21 protein-coding genes are annotated in these 17,856 nt (G+C 41.8%); 12 read left to right on the forward strand and 9 right to left on the reverse strand.

Annotated features, from left to right (window positions below):
• Window positions 1-18: 18 nt before the first annotated feature.
• Window positions 19-837, forward strand: a complete 819-nt coding sequence (locus MHB69_RS03780) for a YhjD/YihY/BrkB family envelope integrity protein (protein WP_024425272.1) — start codon at window positions 19-21, stop codon at window positions 835-837.
• Between the two features lie 207 nt (window positions 838-1,044).
• On the opposite strand, the gene MHB69_RS03785 is transcribed toward MHB69_RS03780, so the two are convergent.
• Both MHB69_RS03785 and MHB69_RS03790 read right to left on the reverse strand, forming a co-directional pair.
• The gene (locus MHB69_RS03785) at window positions 1,045-1,551 is read right to left on the reverse strand and encodes a GNAT family N-acetyltransferase (protein WP_120208611.1); all 507 of its coding nucleotides are present in this window, start codon (window positions 1,549-1,551) and stop codon (window positions 1,045-1,047) included.
• A gap of 16 nt (window positions 1,552-1,567) precedes the next feature.
• Window positions 1,568-2,731 carry an MFS transporter gene (locus tag MHB69_RS03790; protein ID WP_046314260.1) on the reverse strand — a complete coding sequence of 388 codons (1,164 nt, stop codon included), beginning with the start codon at window positions 2,729-2,731 and terminating at the stop codon, window positions 1,568-1,570.
• A gap of 75 nt (window positions 2,732-2,806) precedes the next feature.
• Between MHB69_RS03790 and MHB69_RS03795 the strand changes: the two genes are divergently transcribed.
• From MHB69_RS03795 to MHB69_RS03805, 3 genes are all read left to right on the forward strand, one after another.
• A complete protein-coding gene (locus tag MHB69_RS03795; protein ID WP_046314262.1) occupies window positions 2,807-3,184 on the forward strand; it encodes an OsmC family protein in 378 nt (125 codons plus the stop codon).
• A 65-nt stretch (window positions 3,185-3,249) separates the two neighbouring features.
• Complete coding sequence (cax, locus tag MHB69_RS03800) at window positions 3,250-4,317, forward strand: calcium/proton exchanger (protein ID WP_034283700.1); 1,068 nt, start codon at window positions 3,250-3,252, stop codon at window positions 4,315-4,317.
• 88 nt (window positions 4,318-4,405) lie between these two features.
• Complete coding sequence (locus MHB69_RS03805; protein ID WP_223255680.1) at window positions 4,406-5,167, forward strand: YfkD famly protein; 762 nt, start codon at window positions 4,406-4,408, stop codon at window positions 5,165-5,167.
• 352 nt (window positions 5,168-5,519) lie between these two features.
• On the opposite strand, the gene MHB69_RS03810 is transcribed toward MHB69_RS03805, so the two are convergent.
• From MHB69_RS03810 to yfkAB, 4 genes are all read right to left on the reverse strand, one after another.
• Complete coding sequence (locus MHB69_RS03810) at window positions 5,520-6,239, reverse strand: YebC/PmpR family DNA-binding transcriptional regulator (RefSeq protein ID WP_024425262.1); 720 nt, start codon at window positions 6,237-6,239, stop codon at window positions 5,520-5,522.
• A 131-nt stretch (window positions 6,240-6,370) separates the two neighbouring features.
• Complete coding sequence (locus MHB69_RS03815) at window positions 6,371-6,772, reverse strand: nuclear transport factor 2 family protein (protein ID WP_034283705.1); 402 nt, start codon at window positions 6,770-6,772, stop codon at window positions 6,371-6,373.
• 99 nt (window positions 6,773-6,871) lie between these two features.
• A complete protein-coding gene (locus tag MHB69_RS03820; protein WP_024425846.1) occupies window positions 6,872-7,708 on the reverse strand; it encodes a mechanosensitive ion channel domain-containing protein in 837 nt (278 codons plus the stop codon).
• A gap of 7 nt (window positions 7,709-7,715) precedes the next feature.
• A complete protein-coding gene (yfkAB, locus tag MHB69_RS03825; protein WP_046314269.1) occupies window positions 7,716-8,837 on the reverse strand; it encodes a radical SAM/CxCxxxxC motif protein YfkAB in 1,122 nt (373 codons plus the stop codon).
• A gap of 146 nt (window positions 8,838-8,983) precedes the next feature.
• Between yfkAB and MHB69_RS03830 the strand changes: the two genes are divergently transcribed.
• Window positions 8,984-9,175, forward strand: a complete 192-nt coding sequence (locus MHB69_RS03830) for an SE1561 family protein (RefSeq protein ID WP_012009274.1) — start codon at window positions 8,984-8,986, stop codon at window positions 9,173-9,175.
• Window positions 9,176-9,276: 101 nt separating this feature from the next.
• Window positions 9,277-10,068, forward strand: coding sequence for a delta-lactam-biosynthetic de-N-acetylase (gene pdaA / locus MHB69_RS03835; RefSeq protein ID WP_024425844.1), 792 nt, complete (start codon window positions 9,277-9,279; stop codon window positions 10,066-10,068).
• 96 nt (window positions 10,069-10,164) lie between these two features.
• Here pdaA and corA read toward each other — a convergent pair whose 3' ends face one another.
• Together corA and MHB69_RS03845 are read right to left on the reverse strand one after the other, a co-directional pair.
• Window positions 10,165-11,124 (reverse strand): magnesium/cobalt transporter CorA, encoded by a 960-nt coding sequence (gene corA / locus MHB69_RS03840; RefSeq protein WP_024425843.1) that lies wholly within the window; start codon window positions 11,122-11,124, stop codon window positions 10,165-10,167.
• A gap of 133 nt (window positions 11,125-11,257) precedes the next feature.
• Window positions 11,258-11,767, reverse strand: a complete 510-nt coding sequence (locus MHB69_RS03845) for a hypothetical protein (protein ID WP_024425256.1) — start codon at window positions 11,765-11,767, stop codon at window positions 11,258-11,260.
• Between the two features lie 434 nt (window positions 11,768-12,201).
• On the opposite strand from MHB69_RS03845, the gene MHB69_RS03850 reads away from it, so the two are divergent.
• The 3 genes from MHB69_RS03850 (at window position 12,202) to MHB69_RS03860 (ending at window position 15,107) form a co-directional block, all read left to right on the forward strand.
• Window positions 12,202-13,071: a DNA-3-methyladenine glycosylase gene (locus tag MHB69_RS03850; protein ID WP_061110570.1), complete on the forward strand. Its 870-nt coding sequence runs from the start codon at window positions 12,202-12,204 to the stop codon at window positions 13,069-13,071.
• A 102-nt stretch (window positions 13,072-13,173) separates the two neighbouring features.
• Window positions 13,174-14,559 (forward strand): 23S rRNA (uracil(1939)-C(5))-methyltransferase RlmD, encoded by a 1,386-nt coding sequence (gene rlmD / locus MHB69_RS03855; RefSeq protein WP_144496697.1) that lies wholly within the window; start codon window positions 13,174-13,176, stop codon window positions 14,557-14,559.
• A gap of 134 nt (window positions 14,560-14,693) precedes the next feature.
• Window positions 14,694-15,107, forward strand: a complete 414-nt coding sequence (locus MHB69_RS03860) for a DUF6508 domain-containing protein (protein ID WP_342496022.1) — start codon at window positions 14,694-14,696, stop codon at window positions 15,105-15,107.
• A 32-nt stretch (window positions 15,108-15,139) separates the two neighbouring features.
• Here the strand turns inward: MHB69_RS03860 and MHB69_RS03865 are convergent, their stop codons facing one another.
• The gene (locus MHB69_RS03865; RefSeq protein WP_211044034.1) at window positions 15,140-16,021 is read right to left on the reverse strand and encodes a LysR family transcriptional regulator; all 882 of its coding nucleotides are present in this window, start codon (window positions 16,019-16,021) and stop codon (window positions 15,140-15,142) included.
• A 111-nt stretch (window positions 16,022-16,132) separates the two neighbouring features.
• Here MHB69_RS03865 and MHB69_RS03870 point away from each other — a divergent pair, with 111 nt between their 5' ends.
• The 3 genes from MHB69_RS03870 (at window position 16,133) to MHB69_RS03880 (ending at window position 17,831) form a co-directional block, all read left to right on the forward strand.
• Window positions 16,133-16,522, forward strand: a complete 390-nt coding sequence (locus tag MHB69_RS03870; protein WP_211044033.1) for a tautomerase family protein — start codon at window positions 16,133-16,135, stop codon at window positions 16,520-16,522.
• A gap of 25 nt (window positions 16,523-16,547) precedes the next feature.
• Window positions 16,548-16,871, forward strand: coding sequence for a carboxymuconolactone decarboxylase family protein (locus MHB69_RS03875; RefSeq protein ID WP_111927633.1), 324 nt, complete (start codon window positions 16,548-16,550; stop codon window positions 16,869-16,871).
• Between the two features lie 138 nt (window positions 16,872-17,009).
• Window positions 17,010-17,831, forward strand: coding sequence for a MerR family transcriptional regulator (locus MHB69_RS03880; protein WP_342496023.1), 822 nt, complete (start codon window positions 17,010-17,012; stop codon window positions 17,829-17,831).
• Window positions 17,832-17,856 lie beyond the last annotated feature (25 nt).

Below are 17,856 nucleotides of genomic sequence, written 5' to 3' on the forward strand. Positions count from 1 at the left end.
TCATTGGAGATGAGGCGTATGGGTTTTATTAAAGCGTTAATTGAACGCTTTTTGCTGCATGAAGGACCGGCAAAATCTGCTGAGCTTGCTTACTTCTTTTTGCTTTCATTATTTCCGTTTCTCATCTTCGTGCTGACGCTCGTTGGATATTTGCCGCTGACGTCGAAGGATGTCCTAAGCGTCATCTCTGGTTATGCGCCAGAAGGAGCGCTTTCGATGATTGAATCCATTGCCGAAGAGACACTGAACAGCCGTAACGGCGGATTGCTGTCATTCGGGATTATTGCCGCCCTTTGGTCTGCATCTAACGGGATTAATGCCGTCGTCAGAGCATTTAACCATGCTTACGAAGTTGAGGAAAATCGTTCCTTCATTCTCGTACGTTTAACATCCATCATCTTAACCATAGCAATGGTTCTTACGATTATTTTTGCCTTAATGCTGCCTGTCTTTGGAAAAGAACTTGGCTTATTTCTCGCTGAATTAGTCGGGCAGTCAGATGCCTTTCTCACCATTTGGACGGCCATGAGGTGGATCATTAGCCCGCTGATTTTATTGATTGTGTTTACAGCCTTGTACTATTTCGCCCCAAACATTAGATTGAAATTGAAATTTGTTCTGCCAGGCGCTATTTTTGCCTCGATTGGATGGATTTTGGTGAGCATGCTGTTCTCATTTTACGTAGGCGAGTTTGCTAATTACAGTGCGATGTACGGAAGTATTGGGGGAATCATTATTTTAATGATCTGGTTTTATTTAACCGGCATCATGATCATCCTTGGCGGCGAGCTCAATGCGCTTTTACATAAGCGTAAAATCGTACCAGGCAAGGTGTGAAGAAATCCGGGCATCCTAAAGAAGAACGAACATGTTCAATCTTGATGGATGGGGGAATCACATGTGTCCAAACAATCGAAAAAAGGCGGAAGCAACACGAAACAAAACAAAGGCCATCAGCCAAAGCACAAAACAAGCGGCAGTGCAAACGGGCAAAATGGTTATCATTAAATGAAAAAACTCCTCTGCATAGATGCAGGGGAGTTTTTATTTCGACAATCGTATATATCGCTTAAGAATAAAAGCTGTATCAGGTTTTGACTGGTAATGAGGATCATGCTGAAACCCTGCGTTTATCGCTACACGTTCACTTCTGACATGGCCAGCAGGACAAAAAATTTCAAATCCATCGACTTTAGGAGCAAAGGTATCTGTCATATATTTCACGATGGCTGTCACAATGCCCTGTCCCTGCGCGTCTTCATCAATCCAATAACCGATATTGCCTAATTGTTGATCAAATGTCAGACGGAACACACCGATTAATTGCTCGTTCAGCTGAATGCCAGCTTCCAACCCTTTTTGTTCATCGTAAGTGGTTTGAGTTGATTGAATAAACGTTTTGACCGCTTCTATGCTTTTGCAGTGATGAACCCAAGGCAGCCACTCCCCTAAATGGGCCTTATTCTTTTGAATAAGGCTAAATAGTGAGTCCGCATCATCTAATTGTAGAGATGCCAAAGTCAATTCATTTGTGATGTGATATGTAAACAACGATTGATCCCCCATTTTAGTGACTTTCCAGCACTGCCTGCGTTCTCCCAAATCGAACGCAGCAAAACACAAATAATATCACGATGCTGACAAGGTAAAGTAAATTCATTCCTTCAAACGTTTGCACAAAGAATCCTCCGAGTACCGGCCCGAGAATACTGCCTGCACTAAACGCCATCCCGCACATTAAATTCCCGGCGGGAAGAAGATGCTTTGGCAATAAGTCGGTCATAAAACTGATGCCAAGCGAGAAGGTAGAGCCTACAGCCATTCCAGCGATAAAGAAACAGATGGCCACAGCCAAAACGGATTGAATGAAAATCCCTGCCAAAAGGAAAAAGAATGATCCAGCGAGTGTCACACATAAAATGATGCGGCGCCTGCCAAACCGGTCACTAAGCATCCCAAGAGGAAGCTGAAAGACAATGCTCCCAATGGCAAACGCAGGTAAAATAAACGCAACTGCATCTACTGTCACACCGCTCCTGAGTGCATACACAGGGAAGTTACTATTAAGCGTCGTTTCTAAAAAGCCGTAGCAAAATGGCATCATAAAGGCGACCCAGCCAAATTGAAAGGCCTTTTTAAAGCGCTTCAAACTGTTTGTCTGCTCTGACGTTTGCACTTCGCCTGTATCTGGATATGTATTTTTTAAAACAAACACAAGCAGCCAAATACATAAACTAACGGCACCAGAAACAATAAAAGGCAAGGCTGGATTGATCTCAATGAGCGGCGTTAAAAAAGGGCCTGCGGCAAAACCGAGTCCAAATGATAATCCATACAATGAAATATTTCGTCCGCGATTTCTTGATGATGAAGCATAGGTCACCCACGTCTGTGTAGAGAAATGCAGCATATGGTCACCAATCCCGATCATGAGCCGGAGGAAGAACCAGACGACATAAGATTCAAAAAACACAAAGCTAAACAAGCTTAAAAAGACAGCAGCGCCTCCAATGACGATTAACGGCTTAAATCCAAACCGGCGAAGCGGTGCTTCCATAAAAGGAGACGCAAGCAGCACACCGAGATATAAGCCTGTGGCATGCAGGCCGTTTAACGTAGGAGAAGTACCGGCATGTTCAAAGATAATGGAAATGACAGGAAGTAATGCACCCTGTGAAAAACCAGATACGGATACCAGTAAAATTAAAATCATAAAGTGAATTCTCGACATAAGATGCTCCTTACAAGTTCATGCTTTCATCGTACAATGGAATCAGAGGGGTTTCAATAGAAAGGTGGAAAAGGAATGAAGCTGACATACGAAAAGGATCATTGGAACGCACTTATTGAGGACAGGCAGCTGCCTATTTCAGGAACAGAAGAACTGGGGTACCGCCCATCTCAATTGCTCACCTCAGCCATTGCAGGCTGCTTTGGAGAAATGCTCATTCATGTATGCCGTAAAAAGCGAATATCCTATGAAGGGATGACGATCACACCTGAAACGACAAGGGCAGGAGCTGTAAACAACATTTCCTGCATTCATTTACATATCTTATTTGAAGACATCAATACATCTGATGAACAAATCGATAAAATGATCACCCTTGCATTGAAGCACTGCTCTATGGTGCAGTCCGTGAAAGAGAGTATTGATATCACCTTCTCACACGCGCGAATCTAAAATGTATACGATGACGGCACTCACGAAAGAATAACAGTCAGACATATGTAAAGGAGAATGGCTGTATGAATCGTTTATTTCTTGTGATTGTTGCAATCGGTGTTCCGCTATCGGTGATTGGCAGTTTTCTTCATTTCCCGCAGGTCATCATGTTTACCGTTTATTGTATCGCCATTATTGGTCTTGCTAGTTTTATGGGAAGAGCCACAGAAAGTCTTGCCATCATTGCGGGACCTAGAATTGGCGGACTTTTAAACGCCACATTCGGAAATGCAGTGGAATTAATCATATCGTTTTTTGCCTTAAAACAAGGACTGACGGCCATCGTACTTGCTTCATTAACTGGATCAGTCATCGGAAATTTACTGCTTGTGGCGGGGCTGTCTTTTTTTGTTGGCGGATTAAAATATAAGCGCCAAGTGTTCAATGTCCATGATGCAAGGCACAATTCAGGCTTGCTCATGTTTGCCATCATTGTAGCGTTTGTCATTCCAGAAGTGTTTTCGATGGAGATGGCAGAGAATAAGCAGTTTGTTTTAAGCATTGGGATCAGCATTGTGATGATTTTGCTTTATGTCGCGGCGCTCTATTTCAAACTGGTCAGCCACCGCGGAGTCTATGTTGCTAAGCAGGACAGTATGCAAGGTGAAGCGGAGACGGAAGAAGAAACACCTGAATGGTCTGGAAAGTTTGCCACTGTCATTTTGCTGCTTTCGACGATTGCAGTTGCGTACATTTCAGAGCGTCTTGTTCATACTTTTGATACGGTAGGAGAACAGTTTGGCTGGAGTGAGCTGTTTATCGGTGTCATTATTGTGGCCATCGTCGGCAATGCCGCAGAACATGCCTCAGCTGTCATCATGGCGTATAAAAACAAAATGGATGTAGCAGTGGAAATTGCCTTTGGCTCCACACTTCAGGTTGCCATGATGGTCGCGCCAATCCTAGTCATTAGCTCGCTATTTTTTGATAAGCAGATGCCGCTCATTTTCTCCTTGCCAGAGCTCATTGCGATGGCATCCTCTGTGCTGCTCACGGTCATTTTATCTAATGACGGGGATACAAACTGGTTTGAAGGCGCCACATTACTCGCTGCCTATTTTATTATGGCGATTGGATTTTTCCTTTTATAATCTTTTGTGGATAAGGGACGTCTTTGCGGAAAATACTATGGAAAAATGAATGAGAAAGAGTGATGATATGAAAAAGATGCTCCGCATCATGTTTGTTGTTCTCTTATCCTTAAGTTTTCTATACAGCTTTCCAGCGGAGGCGGCAAAGCCATTTAAAGTGCCATCCTCTGTCGCCAGTATCTCCAAGGAGAATACGTATCCCAACGCGTCACAGGATCAGCCGCTGCTCCAGCCGAGCGAGCTGACGGCTGAATTGTTCAAAACAACAAGTGTACCGATTGAGAATACTCATTTGATTAAAATGCTGAATGAATCCAGCATTTCAGGGACGCCATTAGCTGTTGGATACCGTGCGACCATTTTCCTCGGAAGATGGGCGCTGAGCTACGATTCAAACGAAACGGTCGCCAACTGGGAATACAAAAAAGTGAATACGAACCACATTGATAACAGAGGCGGCAACAAAACAGCCATTGGAAAATACGTTCAAAAGCAGCAAGTGAAAGTAAGTGGCGGCCTCACAGCAAAAGTGCCGAACCCAGAAGATGTGAAAACATTGATGATGCAAAAAGCGATTCAAAAAACAAAGCTGCCCCTCGCTTTTGACACCGTGATTGGTGCAGGAACAAAACGAGATCAGTCATACCACGTCTCTCCGAAAAAAGCAGCATCGCTTCATGCCTATGCACCAGCGATTAACGAAAAAGGTAAGGTCACATACGGAGAAGTGTACCTTGTGCTAAAAGGAAATAAACGAAAACTCGTCGTAAAAAACGTGACCTCACAAGGAATCGGCGCTTGGATTCCTGTTCAGGATCACTTGACGTTTGGGTTTCAAGGGATGAATTAAAACAGTCATCTCCTCTTATCAAAAGAGGAGATGACTGTTTTTTTCTAAGAGGTTTTCTCTTTTTTTCTTTTTAGTTCATTCTTGTAAAAGTCAAAGGCGTTATATAAATACCAAATGATAAAAAGAAAGAAGATAACTTTAGTCAATATCGGTAAGTTGTTGAAAATAAGACATAGGCCAAAATAAGGGATGATCATAAATCCATAATAAGAAAACCACCATGTTTTAAAGATGAAACTCATCTCCTTGAAAATTGTAGACATTAACATCTTTATACATATATTACATTTTTTTGAGAAAAAAACCATAGTAGAAGTTGAATGAACTCAACGACTACTATGGCTTAAATTTTTTATTCCCCTAAATCCACATTATGATAAACCTGCTGCACGTCTTCAAGCTCTTCTAATACATCGATCAGCTTTTCAAATTGTGCTTTCGATTCATCGTCTAATGTCACTTCGTTTTGCGGAAGCATTGTGATTTCAGCGACAGTGAATTCTTCTACGCCGGCTTGTTTGAATGCTTCTTGTACTTGATGGAATTGATCTGGTTCAGCGTACACAATCACCGTTTCATCTTCTTCCATGATGTCACGTACATCAACGTCTGCTTCCATTAATAGCTCAAGCGTTTCTTCTTCGCTTTTCCCTTCGACACCGATGACAGCTGTTTCGTCAAACATGTAGGCAACAGAGCCGCTTACGCCCATGTTTCCACCGTTTTTCCCAAATGCTGCTCGAACATCTGAAGCTGTCCGGTTTACGTTATTGGTGAGGGCGTCAACGATCACCATTGATCCGTTTGGACCAAATCCTTCGTAGCGCAGCTCATCGAAGTTCTCTTCCGCACCGCCTTTGGCTTTTTCAATGGCACGGTCCACAATATGTTTTGGGACACTATATGTTTTTGCACGTTCTAGGACAAAACGAAGTGCTTGGTTTGATTCTGGGTTTGGCTCACCTTGTTTGGCAGCCACATAGATTTCACGCCCGAATTTTGCGTAAATACGACTTGTACTGGCATCCTTTGATGCTTTCTTTTCTTTAATGTTGTTCCACTTACGACCCATCTTATTCACTCTCTTTCACTTAGAAAATACACAGTATGAGGGTCCCCATGCTGCATGAAATCATTCTGCTATCTATTATACATGAATCAGTCAAGAGGATAGAAGTCAGAGGGCTGAAGTGAAGAAAATTGTTAGCAAATGTGCCCAAGCGTTTCAAGCATTTCATGTTTTTCGTGAGCCCGAGTCAGCTCGTCACATCGAATGATCCTGCCATCTAATAAGGTGAAAAGAGCTGTGACATCTATTAAACCCCCGTCTCCGCTTGCGAGTTCAACATGTACCGTGTAACGAAAACACGCCTGCTGCGTTTCTTCATCAAATAACACATCATGAAAGGTGGGGATCACAAGCTGTGTTGTCATTTCTTTTAATGTGGATAGATGCTTTTTAAATTCATCAAGCGTGGAAACCTTCCCATCGGTCACTTGCTGATAGTCAGGTGAAAAATAAGTCTCCACCTTTTTTACATCGAACTTGGTTAACACCTCTTGATACATCTCCTTGATGAAAGAAATTGCTTCTGTTTTTGTCATTCCATACATCCTCTCTTTTGTTAACTGATTAACTAAATAACATTATAATTAACTGGTTAACAAAAAACAAATAAAAAAATAACCCCATCATATATGAGGTTATTTTGCAGGCTGGGGATAAGCGAGATCCTCAAGCAATTTGACATCATGCTGATGAAGTTGTTTGATCATTTCTTTTCGCACAGCGAGGGCGGCGTCGAAGTATTTTTCGTCTTCGACCATTCCCTTTACTGTGATTTCAATTCCGCGATTCAGCTTATTCAGACCCATAATTCCATGAACTTGAAAGGGTTCAATGGCGTTTTGAAATTCGTCTTTTTTAAGAAAATCATGATGCATTTGATTTAAATTGTCACATGCTGTTTCAAGTGCTTGAAAGGCGATATCTGGGTTTTGATTCGCGCTAATTAACACAGATTCCGTAATCCGCATGTAGTGCATGTTATAGTTTTGGATTTGACGGATATCCCCGTTAGAAATGGTTAACAGCTTGCCGCTCCATTCTCTAATTTGCAATGAGCGGAGACCAATCTCTTCAATGGTTCCATTAAAGAGGTTATTCACGGTCACATAATCCCCTTTATGAATCTGACGTTCATAGATAAGAAAAACGCCTGCTAGAATATCACGAATCAGCGTCTGGGCGCCAAAACCGATGACGATCCCAGCAACACCAGCACCCGCAAGAATTTTCCCAAAGTCATGAAAGAACAGAGAAATGACATAGAGCACAAAGCAAATCGAAGCGGTGTATTGCGTGACCGATTTGACCAAGCTCTCGATCGTTTTCTTCTTCTTGTCCTCTATAAACTCAGTTCGTTTAAAGAAAATTTGAAGGGCTTTGTTAATCATAAAGACAGCAAGCCAAAGAATGAGTCCAACAAGGAGAATTTCAATGTATTTGTTTTTGACCACTGTCAGAAATGTATCGTCCATCTATCGGTTACCCCCTGGCTGTACGAGAAGTAAAATCAACATCTTGATAATAGCTGTTTTTCACTAAAACATTCGGACCGAGGCACTGCACGCTTGGGCAATGACAATTCAGTTCTTTTGCTAATTTTGTGTCCATCCAGCGTGTATAGGCTGATTGCAATGTATCAGTTGCAATGTTTCCAAGCGGCGGAGTATCGCCAAAGTCTGTCACAATAATATTCCCATCAAAAATATTCACATTCAACCGTGAACGTCCATCAGGGTCATTTCGTACCGTGACATTTTTCTCCTGGCGCAATCGGTTGAGGAGTCGCTGGTCTTCTTCATCTGTGCTGCATGAATAAAATGGCAGGGTGCCAAACAGCATCCATGTGTTTTGATCACGAATATCAAGCAGCTGATGAATCGCATCCCGCATTTGCGGAAGCGTCAATGATTCAAGGGCGCTGGCGAAATCACTTGGGTACATCGGGTGAACTTCGTGGCGCTGGCATTTCATTTCCTCGACGATTTGCCGGTGGATGTGTTCGATATATGGAAGCGTGCGCTTATTCAGCATGGTTTCAGCGGATACGGTCACACCCGCTTTGACAAGTGCCCGGCTATTTTCAATCATGCGGTTAAATAATTTCTCGCGCTGCTCAAAGGTTGGTTTTCGATCCATCATGGCAAAACCGACCGTTGCAAACTCTTCGACAGTGCCCCAGTTATGTGAAATGTGAAGGACATCTAAGTATGGAATAATTTCTTCATATCGCGCCAAATCAAGGGTTAAATTTGAATTGATTTGTGTACGGACACCGCGTTCATGGGCATACTTTAATAAAGGAACGACATATTCCCGTACAGATTTAAGAGAAAGCATCGGCTCTCCGCCTGTAATACTAAGTGAGCGCAGGAGCGGAACTTCATCTAAACGGCGAAGCAGTAAATCTATCGGCAGCGCATTCGGGTCTTTAGGCTGTAAGGTATAGCCGACCGCACAATGCTCACATCTCATGTTACACAGCGTTGTTGTCGTAAATTCAATATTAGTCAGCTTCATTTCTCCGTAATCCTGCACATCGAGATAGGCTTCCCAAGGGTCGTATGCAGGTGTGATCGGACGAAGTGCTGTTTTTTGATTCATGGTATCTATCTCCTTTTCATTCGGGCAAACGTAGACCCGCCAACAGTTAATTTTAAGCCTCATCACGGTTATACGCAAGAGGGACACAATTGATTTACAAAGGAAAAAAAGATAAGCTATAAACAAATGCTAAAGGGAGTGTATCGATGGGGAAGGCAGCAGACAGCAAAGAGCAGCAGGTTGATTATTTAAAGAACCGATTAGATATGTTTATGAATGTGATTGATTCATTAGATCCAGAATCAACAGACGTTGAGGATATAGACAGACTGATCCAGATGATTGACGACCTGGAAGCGAAATATGAACGGTTTAAAAATGATTGGAAGGAAGAATAGCTCGCGCGGTGCGGGCTTTTTTCTTTAAATTGGCAGGTGAATCGGTGTATGAGTCTCGGTCTTATTCTGCACAATAGAAGAAAAACCGGGAAGTGACGTAAATGAAAAAATTCATGCTGATCTGTTTATGTGCGCTTTTTGTTTCCATGCCTCTCTCAGAAGCGGAAGCCGTGTCTAATAAGCCCATTAACTGGGGATTTGCGAAAAGTAAAGAGCACAGGCCGCCGGATGCGGGCAAAGAATTGACGGCACTCTTAAAAAAGTATGATGCGTTCTATTTAGGCAACACGAAAAAGAAAGAGATTTATTTTACCTTCGACAATGGCTATGAAAATGGGTACACACCCAAGATCTTAGACGTGCTGAAAAAACATCAAGTACCAGGCACCTTTTTTGTGACAGGTCATTTTGTAAAGGACCAGCCGGGGCTTGTCAAACGTATGGCAGAGGAAGGTCATATCATTGGCAACCATTCTTATCACCATCCTGATTTAACAACAAAGAGTACAAAAGAAATCAAAGAAGAACTGGACCGTGTCAATGAAGATGTGTACAAAATCACAGGAAAACAGGATAACCTCTATCTTCGTCCGCCGCGCGGTGTGTTCAGTGAAAGGGTATTAAAAGAAACAAAACAGCTCGGCTACCAAACCGTTTTTTGGTCAGTGGCGTTTGTGGACTGGCATATCCATCATCAAAAAGGAAAACAGTATGCATACGATCAAATGATGAAGCAGGCACACCCAGGTGCCATTTACTTACTTCATACCGTCTCAAGAGACAATGCAGAAGCTCTGGATGATGCCATCACCGCTCTGAAAAAACAAGGATATTCCTTTAAAAGTCTAGACGATCTCATGCTTGAAAAAGTATGGCATCTGCCTCAGCTATAGAAAGAAGCCTGCAGAAAATCTGCAGGCTTTTTGATTATCCTTCTCTGATTTTACGCTGAAACAAAAGAGGGTGATGACGTGAAAAAGAGTCAAACATTATTTAAAAATCCTAAACCACCCTTTATGTTTAAACCACAAAAGCATCCCCGTGACGAGGAGGCCCATAAAAATCAGCACGCCAAAATAGCCATATTTCCAGTGTAATTCAGGCATGTTGTCAAAATTCATTCCGTACACCCCAACAATAAAGGTCAACGGAATAAAAATGGTCGATACAATGGTCAATGTCATCATGATCGCATTCATCCGGTTGGAATTCAGCGTCTGATAGCTGTCTCGCAAATCGGCTGTCATATCACGGTTTGACTCAACGATCTCGGTTAACTTCAAAAGATGATCATAAATATCATTAAAATAAGCATGGCGGTTTGGATCGCTTTTCATCATATTCGTGTTCACAATACGATATAAAAGGTCCCTCATTGGGATAATCGTTCTTCGCAGTTTGAGCAAATCGGATCGAATCCCAAATACTTCGTTCATCAGCGTGCCATACGTTTTATGCCCTTCTTCATCCTCAATTTCATTCAGCCTGTCTTCAATTTGATAAATAATAGGGAAATAATCATCAACAAGCTCATCAATCAGCATGTAGGCAATATGCTCAGGTCCGCTGTTTCTCGCTTTATCAGAGCCTTTGAGCTTTCGAATCACACGTTCAACGTACGGCGCTTCTTTCAAATGAAAGGTCACGATATAGTTTTCACCAACAAACAGATCGACTTCCTCAGAACGAAGCGTTTTTTGATTAAGGGCATGCAGCACGAAAAACAAATATCCTTCATAAAAATCAAGCTTGGGCCGCTGTAAATAATGAAAACAATCTTCAATCGCGAGTGGATGGAAATGAAAATATTCCTTTAAAAGCGCTGCTTCCTTTTCCGTTGGCGCATGAAAATCAATCCAATACCAGGCGATATCGGGGCTTGAAAGCTGCTGCAATGTTGCATGTTCAATCAAGTCGCCGTTTTTTGTCACTGCAAGTTTTCTCAGCATGTGCACCCCTCCAGACTTGCATTATATCATGAAGCAGCGCCGGTGAACTTATACGTTTTCTTCATAAAAAAAGCCGATCTCATTTTTGAGATCGGTTCAATGTGCGTGTATGATTGATGGATAAAACCGAGAATTAAGGGCGACGGAAGTTGACGAAACCACCATTACGGTCGAACCAGCCTCTAAATGCCCAGTTGATGTAGCCGCCGTCACCTTTGTTTGTGAAAGATCCATTTTCAAATACCCAGACTCCGTACGTAATACTTCCGTATTTCACAGTAGCAAACGTTTTGACGCCGTTGAAACGAGTCTCATAACCTTGACTTAAGTTAAATACCATGACATTGTATTTTGCGCCGGCAGCATAGAAAGCAGACTCCATTAATCCTTTGACAAAGCCTTCACGGTTTGTGTTAGCATTTGCAGCATTGATTAATGCATTTGCAATACCAAGTACATCAAAGTTAATATTAACGTTTCCTGCAGTTGTAGATGCTTTACCTTCAGCAGCTTTGTTTAAGACAGTTTGCTGAAGTGTAGTAGAAACAGGTGCTGAAGTTTTTGGCTCAGCAGCGTCAGCGAATACTGGCAGTGTCGAAGAAACAGCAGTGGCAAGGGCAACAGAAAGAATTGTTTTTTTCATTGGTCGGATCTCCTTTGTTTTTAAATTTTGGGTCTTCTTTTTTGTAAAATGTGAAACTAAGTGAAGCCGGTCATCAATGAGGTAAATATGTTCCTGCAAGATAAAACAAATGATTGCCTAATCCGCTAATTTCTTTGTTCACCTCCTTGATATGTCATAATTATACAAATATTTTTGGAATGGAAGATATCACCCAGAGGTTCTATTTCTAATTTAAGGAAAATGAGCCTAAAATGTTGCAGGATGCTGTCGAATTTTAGCTGAATTCGACTAAAAACTTTCATCTATCCAAAAGGAGAATGACCACAAATAAGGAAGATATAACTGATAAATTCTTGTACTCTTTATGTTTAAAAGTATTCAATCTAGAGAATCATTCATGCAAAATGAAACAATCACATCTGCGTATGTTTGCAGAAAGGAAGAGGACATGTATGTGGGAAAAACAGCTTGCGGTAGAGCCGCCGTATCATTTCGATCAAGTGCTTAGACGCTTATCAAGTGATCCATTAAAAGCAGTCGATTTGAGTCAAAGAGAAATAAAAGTGCCGATCAGATTAGAGCAAAAACCGTACGTGGTCATCGTTCAAGCTACTGGAACAAAAGATGCGCCTATGTTCCGTGTGCGATCAAACGGCCCAGAGGAACCCCTTCTTTCTGAGGTGAAACGGATATTTGGCATGGAGCATCAATTACACATGATTCAAGACCATTTTTCTCAAACCAATCTAGCGCCCATTTTTGAGCAGCATATCGGAACGCCGCTCATGCTGGATTTTCATTTATATCATTGTTTAATGAAATGCATCATTCATCAGCAGCTTAATCTTTCGTTTGCTTACGAGCTCACGAAACGATTTGTCCATACGTACGGCGAGCAAATAGAAGGTGTATGGTTTGATCCTTTACCAGAAACCATTGCCTCTCTTGAAACAGATGATTTGAGAAAGCTTCAATTTAGTCAGCGAAAAGCAGAATATGTCATCGATGTATCGAAACGAATTGTGAGCGGCTCACTTTGTTTAGAGGAATTACACGATTTATCTGATCTGGAGGTGGAAGAGCGATTGCTTCCGATTAGAGGGATCGGCCCTTGGACGGTTCAAAATGTGCTCATGAATGGGCTTGGAAGACCAAATCTTTTTCCGGTGGCAGATATCGGCATTCAAAATGCAATCAAACGGCACTTCGACCTGCCTGAAAAACCGACAAAAGAAGAGATGGCAGCGCTAAGCAAGGAATGGACCCCATATTTAAGCTACGCTTCTTTATATTTATGGAGAAGCATTGAGACAGATAAATAACGGAAAGGAATTTTCTCTCTTTGTCTAAGACGTGATATACTAATGAGATGGAATAAAATGAAGACAACCTATTAAGGGTTCAAATAGAACGGAGAGAATAAAGTGAAAGAAAAACAGCAAGGTGCCCTTTTGCAAAAGGGACAGCAGTTCCCGCTTACCATTAAACGCCTTGGCATTAATGGTGAAGGGGTCGGTTATTTTAAAAAGCAAGTGGTCTTTGTCCCAGGCGCGCTTCCGGGTGAGGAAGTGGTGGTTGAAGCAACGAATGTCCAAGCAAAATATGCAGAAGGCACAGTCAGAAAAGTGCGAAAGCGCTCCGAGCATCGAGTCAAACCGCCATGCCCAGTATACGAACAGTGCGGCGGCTGTCAGCTGCAGCATCTGGCGTATGAGCAGCAGCTAAATGAAAAGCGTGATATTGTCATTCAATCAATGGAGCGCCATACAAAGCTATCGGTTGAAAAGCTTGATATTAGGCCAACGATCGGCATGGAAGATCCGTGGCATTACCGAAACAAAAGTCAGTTCCAAGTAGGACGTTCTCATAGCGGAGACATCATTGCAGGACTTTATGGACTAAATTCCCATAAGCTTGTACCGATCAAGGAATGTATCGTGCAGCATCCAAAAACGAACAAAACAACAGGCGTTGTCCGCAAAATTTTAGAGAAATTCGGCGTATCGGTCTACAATGAACGGACAAGAAAAGGCGACGTACGCTCGATTGTCGTGCGTGTCGGTTTTGAAACAGGGGAAGTGCAGGTCGTTCTTGTCACATCAAAACCTGAATTTCCAAAGAAAAAAGAAATAGCCGAAGCCATTCAAAAACGTCTGCCTGAAGTGACGTCCATTATGCACAATATTAATGGTGAAAAAACGTCGGTCATCTTCGGCCATAAAACATCTCACCTAGCTGGCAACATGGTCATTCAAGAATTTTTAGGAGACGTCTCGTTTGAATTGAGTGCACGTGCTTTCTTCCAATTGAATCCGAAGCAGACGCTAAAGCTTTACGACGAAGCGAAAAAAGCGGCCAAACTGACAGGAAAAGAAAAGGTTGTCGATGCGTATTGCGGCGTTGGAACCATTGGGATGTGGCTTTCAGATGGCGCCAAAGAAGTACGAGGAATGGATGTCATCAAAGAATCAATTGATGATGCCAAGAAAAATGCCAAAAAACACGGCATGAAAAACGCGACCTATGTAACAGGAACAGCTGAACATTGGCTGCCAAAATGGGTTAAAGAAGGCTTCCGCCCTGACGTCATCGTCGTCGACCCGCCAAGAACAGGCTGCGAGCGCACCTTCTTAGACACCGTCAAACAAGTCAAACCAAAACGCTTTGTCTACGTCTCTTGCAACCCATCCACACTAGCAAAAGACCTTGAATACATGTCAAAAGACTACAAAATCGAATACTTGCAGCCAGTTGATATGTTTCCGCATACCGCGCATGTGGAGACCGTTGTATCAATGGCTAGAGTGTAAAAAAGTGAAGTGAATAAAACTGTCCGTGATTTGAATACTGGTGTCTAGCTGGTAGGATGATCACGGATTTTTTTTATACTGTTCCATAGGTGTCGATCAGAGTAAACCATATGAATGAATAGAGGAGGATAACGATGAGTCAATTCGAGAGTCTAACAAAATACATACCGATGCTTCAGGAGGATCGTATAGGAGAATGGGTGATCGACCAAGAAAATGATGGAACAGCTGAACGCCCAATCCAGATGCCTTTTGTCCATTATTCCGAAACGGTCCGTCACTTTATCGAAGATGTCTATACCTTTGCGGAACAACATCAAGAGCTGGAGCTTATCCGCTACAGAGAAATCCTCAAAGAAAATGGCATTGAAGGTGGACCGAATGATTTGGAGAATGTGGACATTTCAAATTTAAATGTGCAGTGTGTACTTGCACTCATCATGGGAGTGGTGAGAGCTGAGCGGTTTTGCGATGGTGCCGTATTCAATTCTTTTAAAAGTGGAACCATCTTAAAATGGCTTGAAAGATTGAAAAACCTAGATGTATGAAATCTAGGTTTTTTATTTCTGAAACGAGATTACTAGAATGTGAATTGCTCTGCTTCTTGACGAAATAAATCAAGCAGCAGCTGCTTGGTCTTTTCCAGAGATAGATGGGGTTCCTTATGAGTTAAGATTCCTATCGGGATAAAAGGGTCCTCCATTTCAATTGGAACTTTCACAAATTCGTCTGACAATAGAGTAGAAGAAAGGACAACTCCGACAGAGGGGAATTTCTTTAGAAATGATGGAATCGCTGAAATCTGGCTGATGGTATAAGTGAACGGCTCTACATTTACTCTTGAGAGTTCCTTTTGTAACTTTATGTGATATAAACAGCTTTCCCCGCCTATGATCAAAGGCTGTTCATAAAGATCCTTGATCAATGAAATCGGTCCAACTTGATCTGCCTGCTGTTTTGCGATAATAAAAGACATTTCCTCCTTGTACAACTCCTCAAACGGAAGTGGATTCATCACAGGTTCCCCTGCAACGGCAAAATCAATCTCACCCTTGAGCAGAAGCTTGTGAAGAAAATCTGTATTACCAATGATAAAATGGCATGTGATATTCGGTTTTTGCCTCCTGAATGTTTGAAGGACGGAAGGAAGAATAGTAGCAGCAATTGGTTCTATGACGCCTATATTCAAGGCTCCGATTTCTTCTTTTTGGAGTTTTTGTGATTGCTCTAATACAAAATGCCAATGGAGTATCAGCTGATCAATCTCTTTGGCAAACAATTGTCCTGAAGGGGTTAATTCAGCCTCCCATCCTCTTACAAACAATTGAAATCCTAACTCCTTTTCTAATCGTTTGATCTGATTCGTTATGGTCGACTGTGCATAATTCAATTTTTGAGCGGCTTTTGAGAATGTCCCTTCCTGAATGATGGCTTGAAATGCTTTTAACTCTTTTAAGTCCATTTCTAATAATCTCCATTCGATATATGAATACAATTTTATATATTATTCAATTATATAAAACGAGTATTGGGATGTAAAATGAATGTAGACAGAAAAAAGGAGATGACATTCATGCCATTTGTAAAAGTCAGCTATATGGAAAATGCGTACGATACTGAAAGCTTAGCTTCTGTTAGCCAAACGATCATGAAGGCTCTGGTGAAAGAATTTCAAGTTCCTAAAAAAGACTACTTTCAGGTATTCAGTTCACATAAGAAAGAAGAATTTTTTTATGATCCCCATTATCTTCTTCGTCATGAAAGAGATCATCGTCTTTTATATATCCAAATTACATGTGGTGCGGGTAGAACCGAGGAACAGAAGCGGTCTTTATATATGGAAGTAGCTGACCAGTTATATTGCCAGCTTCATATCCCGAAAGAAAATGTATTCATAATGCTGATTGAGACAGGCTTGGAGAATTGGTCCTTTGGAGAAGGACTTGCTCAGATGATCAAGTAACAGAACGATGAAAGGGGAAATAGTTATGCATCAACCAATCAAGTCAACTGTGAATTTAACCCTCGGAGATTTTGCTCCAGCATTTGTTGAGTACTCCGAAAAAGTTCTCTTTGGGGATTTGTGGCGAAGAGAGGAACTTTCGCTAAGAGATCGAAGTATGATTACAGTCTCAGCCTTAGTAAGTGCGGGCAGTCTGAATCAGCTGGAATACCATTTACATCTTGCCAAAGAAAATGGTGTCACGAAGAACGAATTGATTGAAGTCATCACTCATCTTAGTTTTTATATCGGATGGCCTAAAGCAGCTTCAGCACTAGAAGCGGCTAAACATATTTTGGAGGACGAATAAAATTCATCAAACAACGAGCCCTATTTGAAATAGGGCTTTTTATATGCGATAAATTGTATTTTAAAATCTTCTGTTGACTTTCCCCTTTACTGAAAGGTTTATACTGTGATCAGATCAACAGAACGGAGGAGATGCAGGATGTTCAAAATCGGCGATTTTTCTATGTTAAGTAAAGTCCCTGTCAAAACCTTAAGGTATTATGACCAAATCGATTTATTAAAGCCTAAGCAGATCGATCAAGATTCTGGATACCGGTATTATTCAGCTGAGCAGCTGCTTGAGGTCAATCGAATTTTTCTGTACAAGGAATTAGGTTTTACGTTAAAGCAAATGGGACAGCTTCTTCGTGAAGATATTTCTGTCGAGCAGATTCAGGGCATGTTTCTCTTGAAAGAGAGTGAGATTCAGCAATTGATCGAGAGAGAACAACAGAAATTAGCGCGTATTAAGGAGCGGATGCACCTCATCAAACGAGAGGGGTGTGTTGAAAAAGAGCAGGAGGTTATCATCAAATCGGTTGAAAGCAAACGTTTCATGTCTTTTCAATCCAACGGAACTGTTGACGAAATCCCTTCCTTCTTTCAAACGTTTCATCATTTGTTACATCCGCAAGAATTGAACTCTGAGCCGCAAATCGTGCTGTGGAGGGAATCAATTGCTAAAGAAAGTGAGTTCGAATTTGAGGTTGGGTATTCCGCGAAAGCGATAAGGGGCTCTCTGCCTAAAAGCATCACGATACGTACGTTACCAGCCGAAGAAACCATGGCGACGCTCTTATTTCATTCAGATTCTCCATTTGCACAAACTGCTTGTGTTGATCTGGCGACATGGATTGAACATAACGGATATCGCATGAAAGAAGATCAGCCGGGGAGAGAGATTTATTACCCGTTGGCTGAAAATGGAGAAGGAAGACTCATTGAAATTCAAATTCCTATAAAAAATGAAGTCAAATCGTAAACATTGCCCAAAGGAGAAACGTCAC

Source organism: Bacillus sp. FSL K6-0994 (genome assembly GCF_038630815.1).
In the GTDB taxonomy this organism is placed as follows: domain Bacteria; phylum Bacillota; class Bacilli; order Bacillales; family Bacillaceae; genus Bacillus; species Bacillus safensis.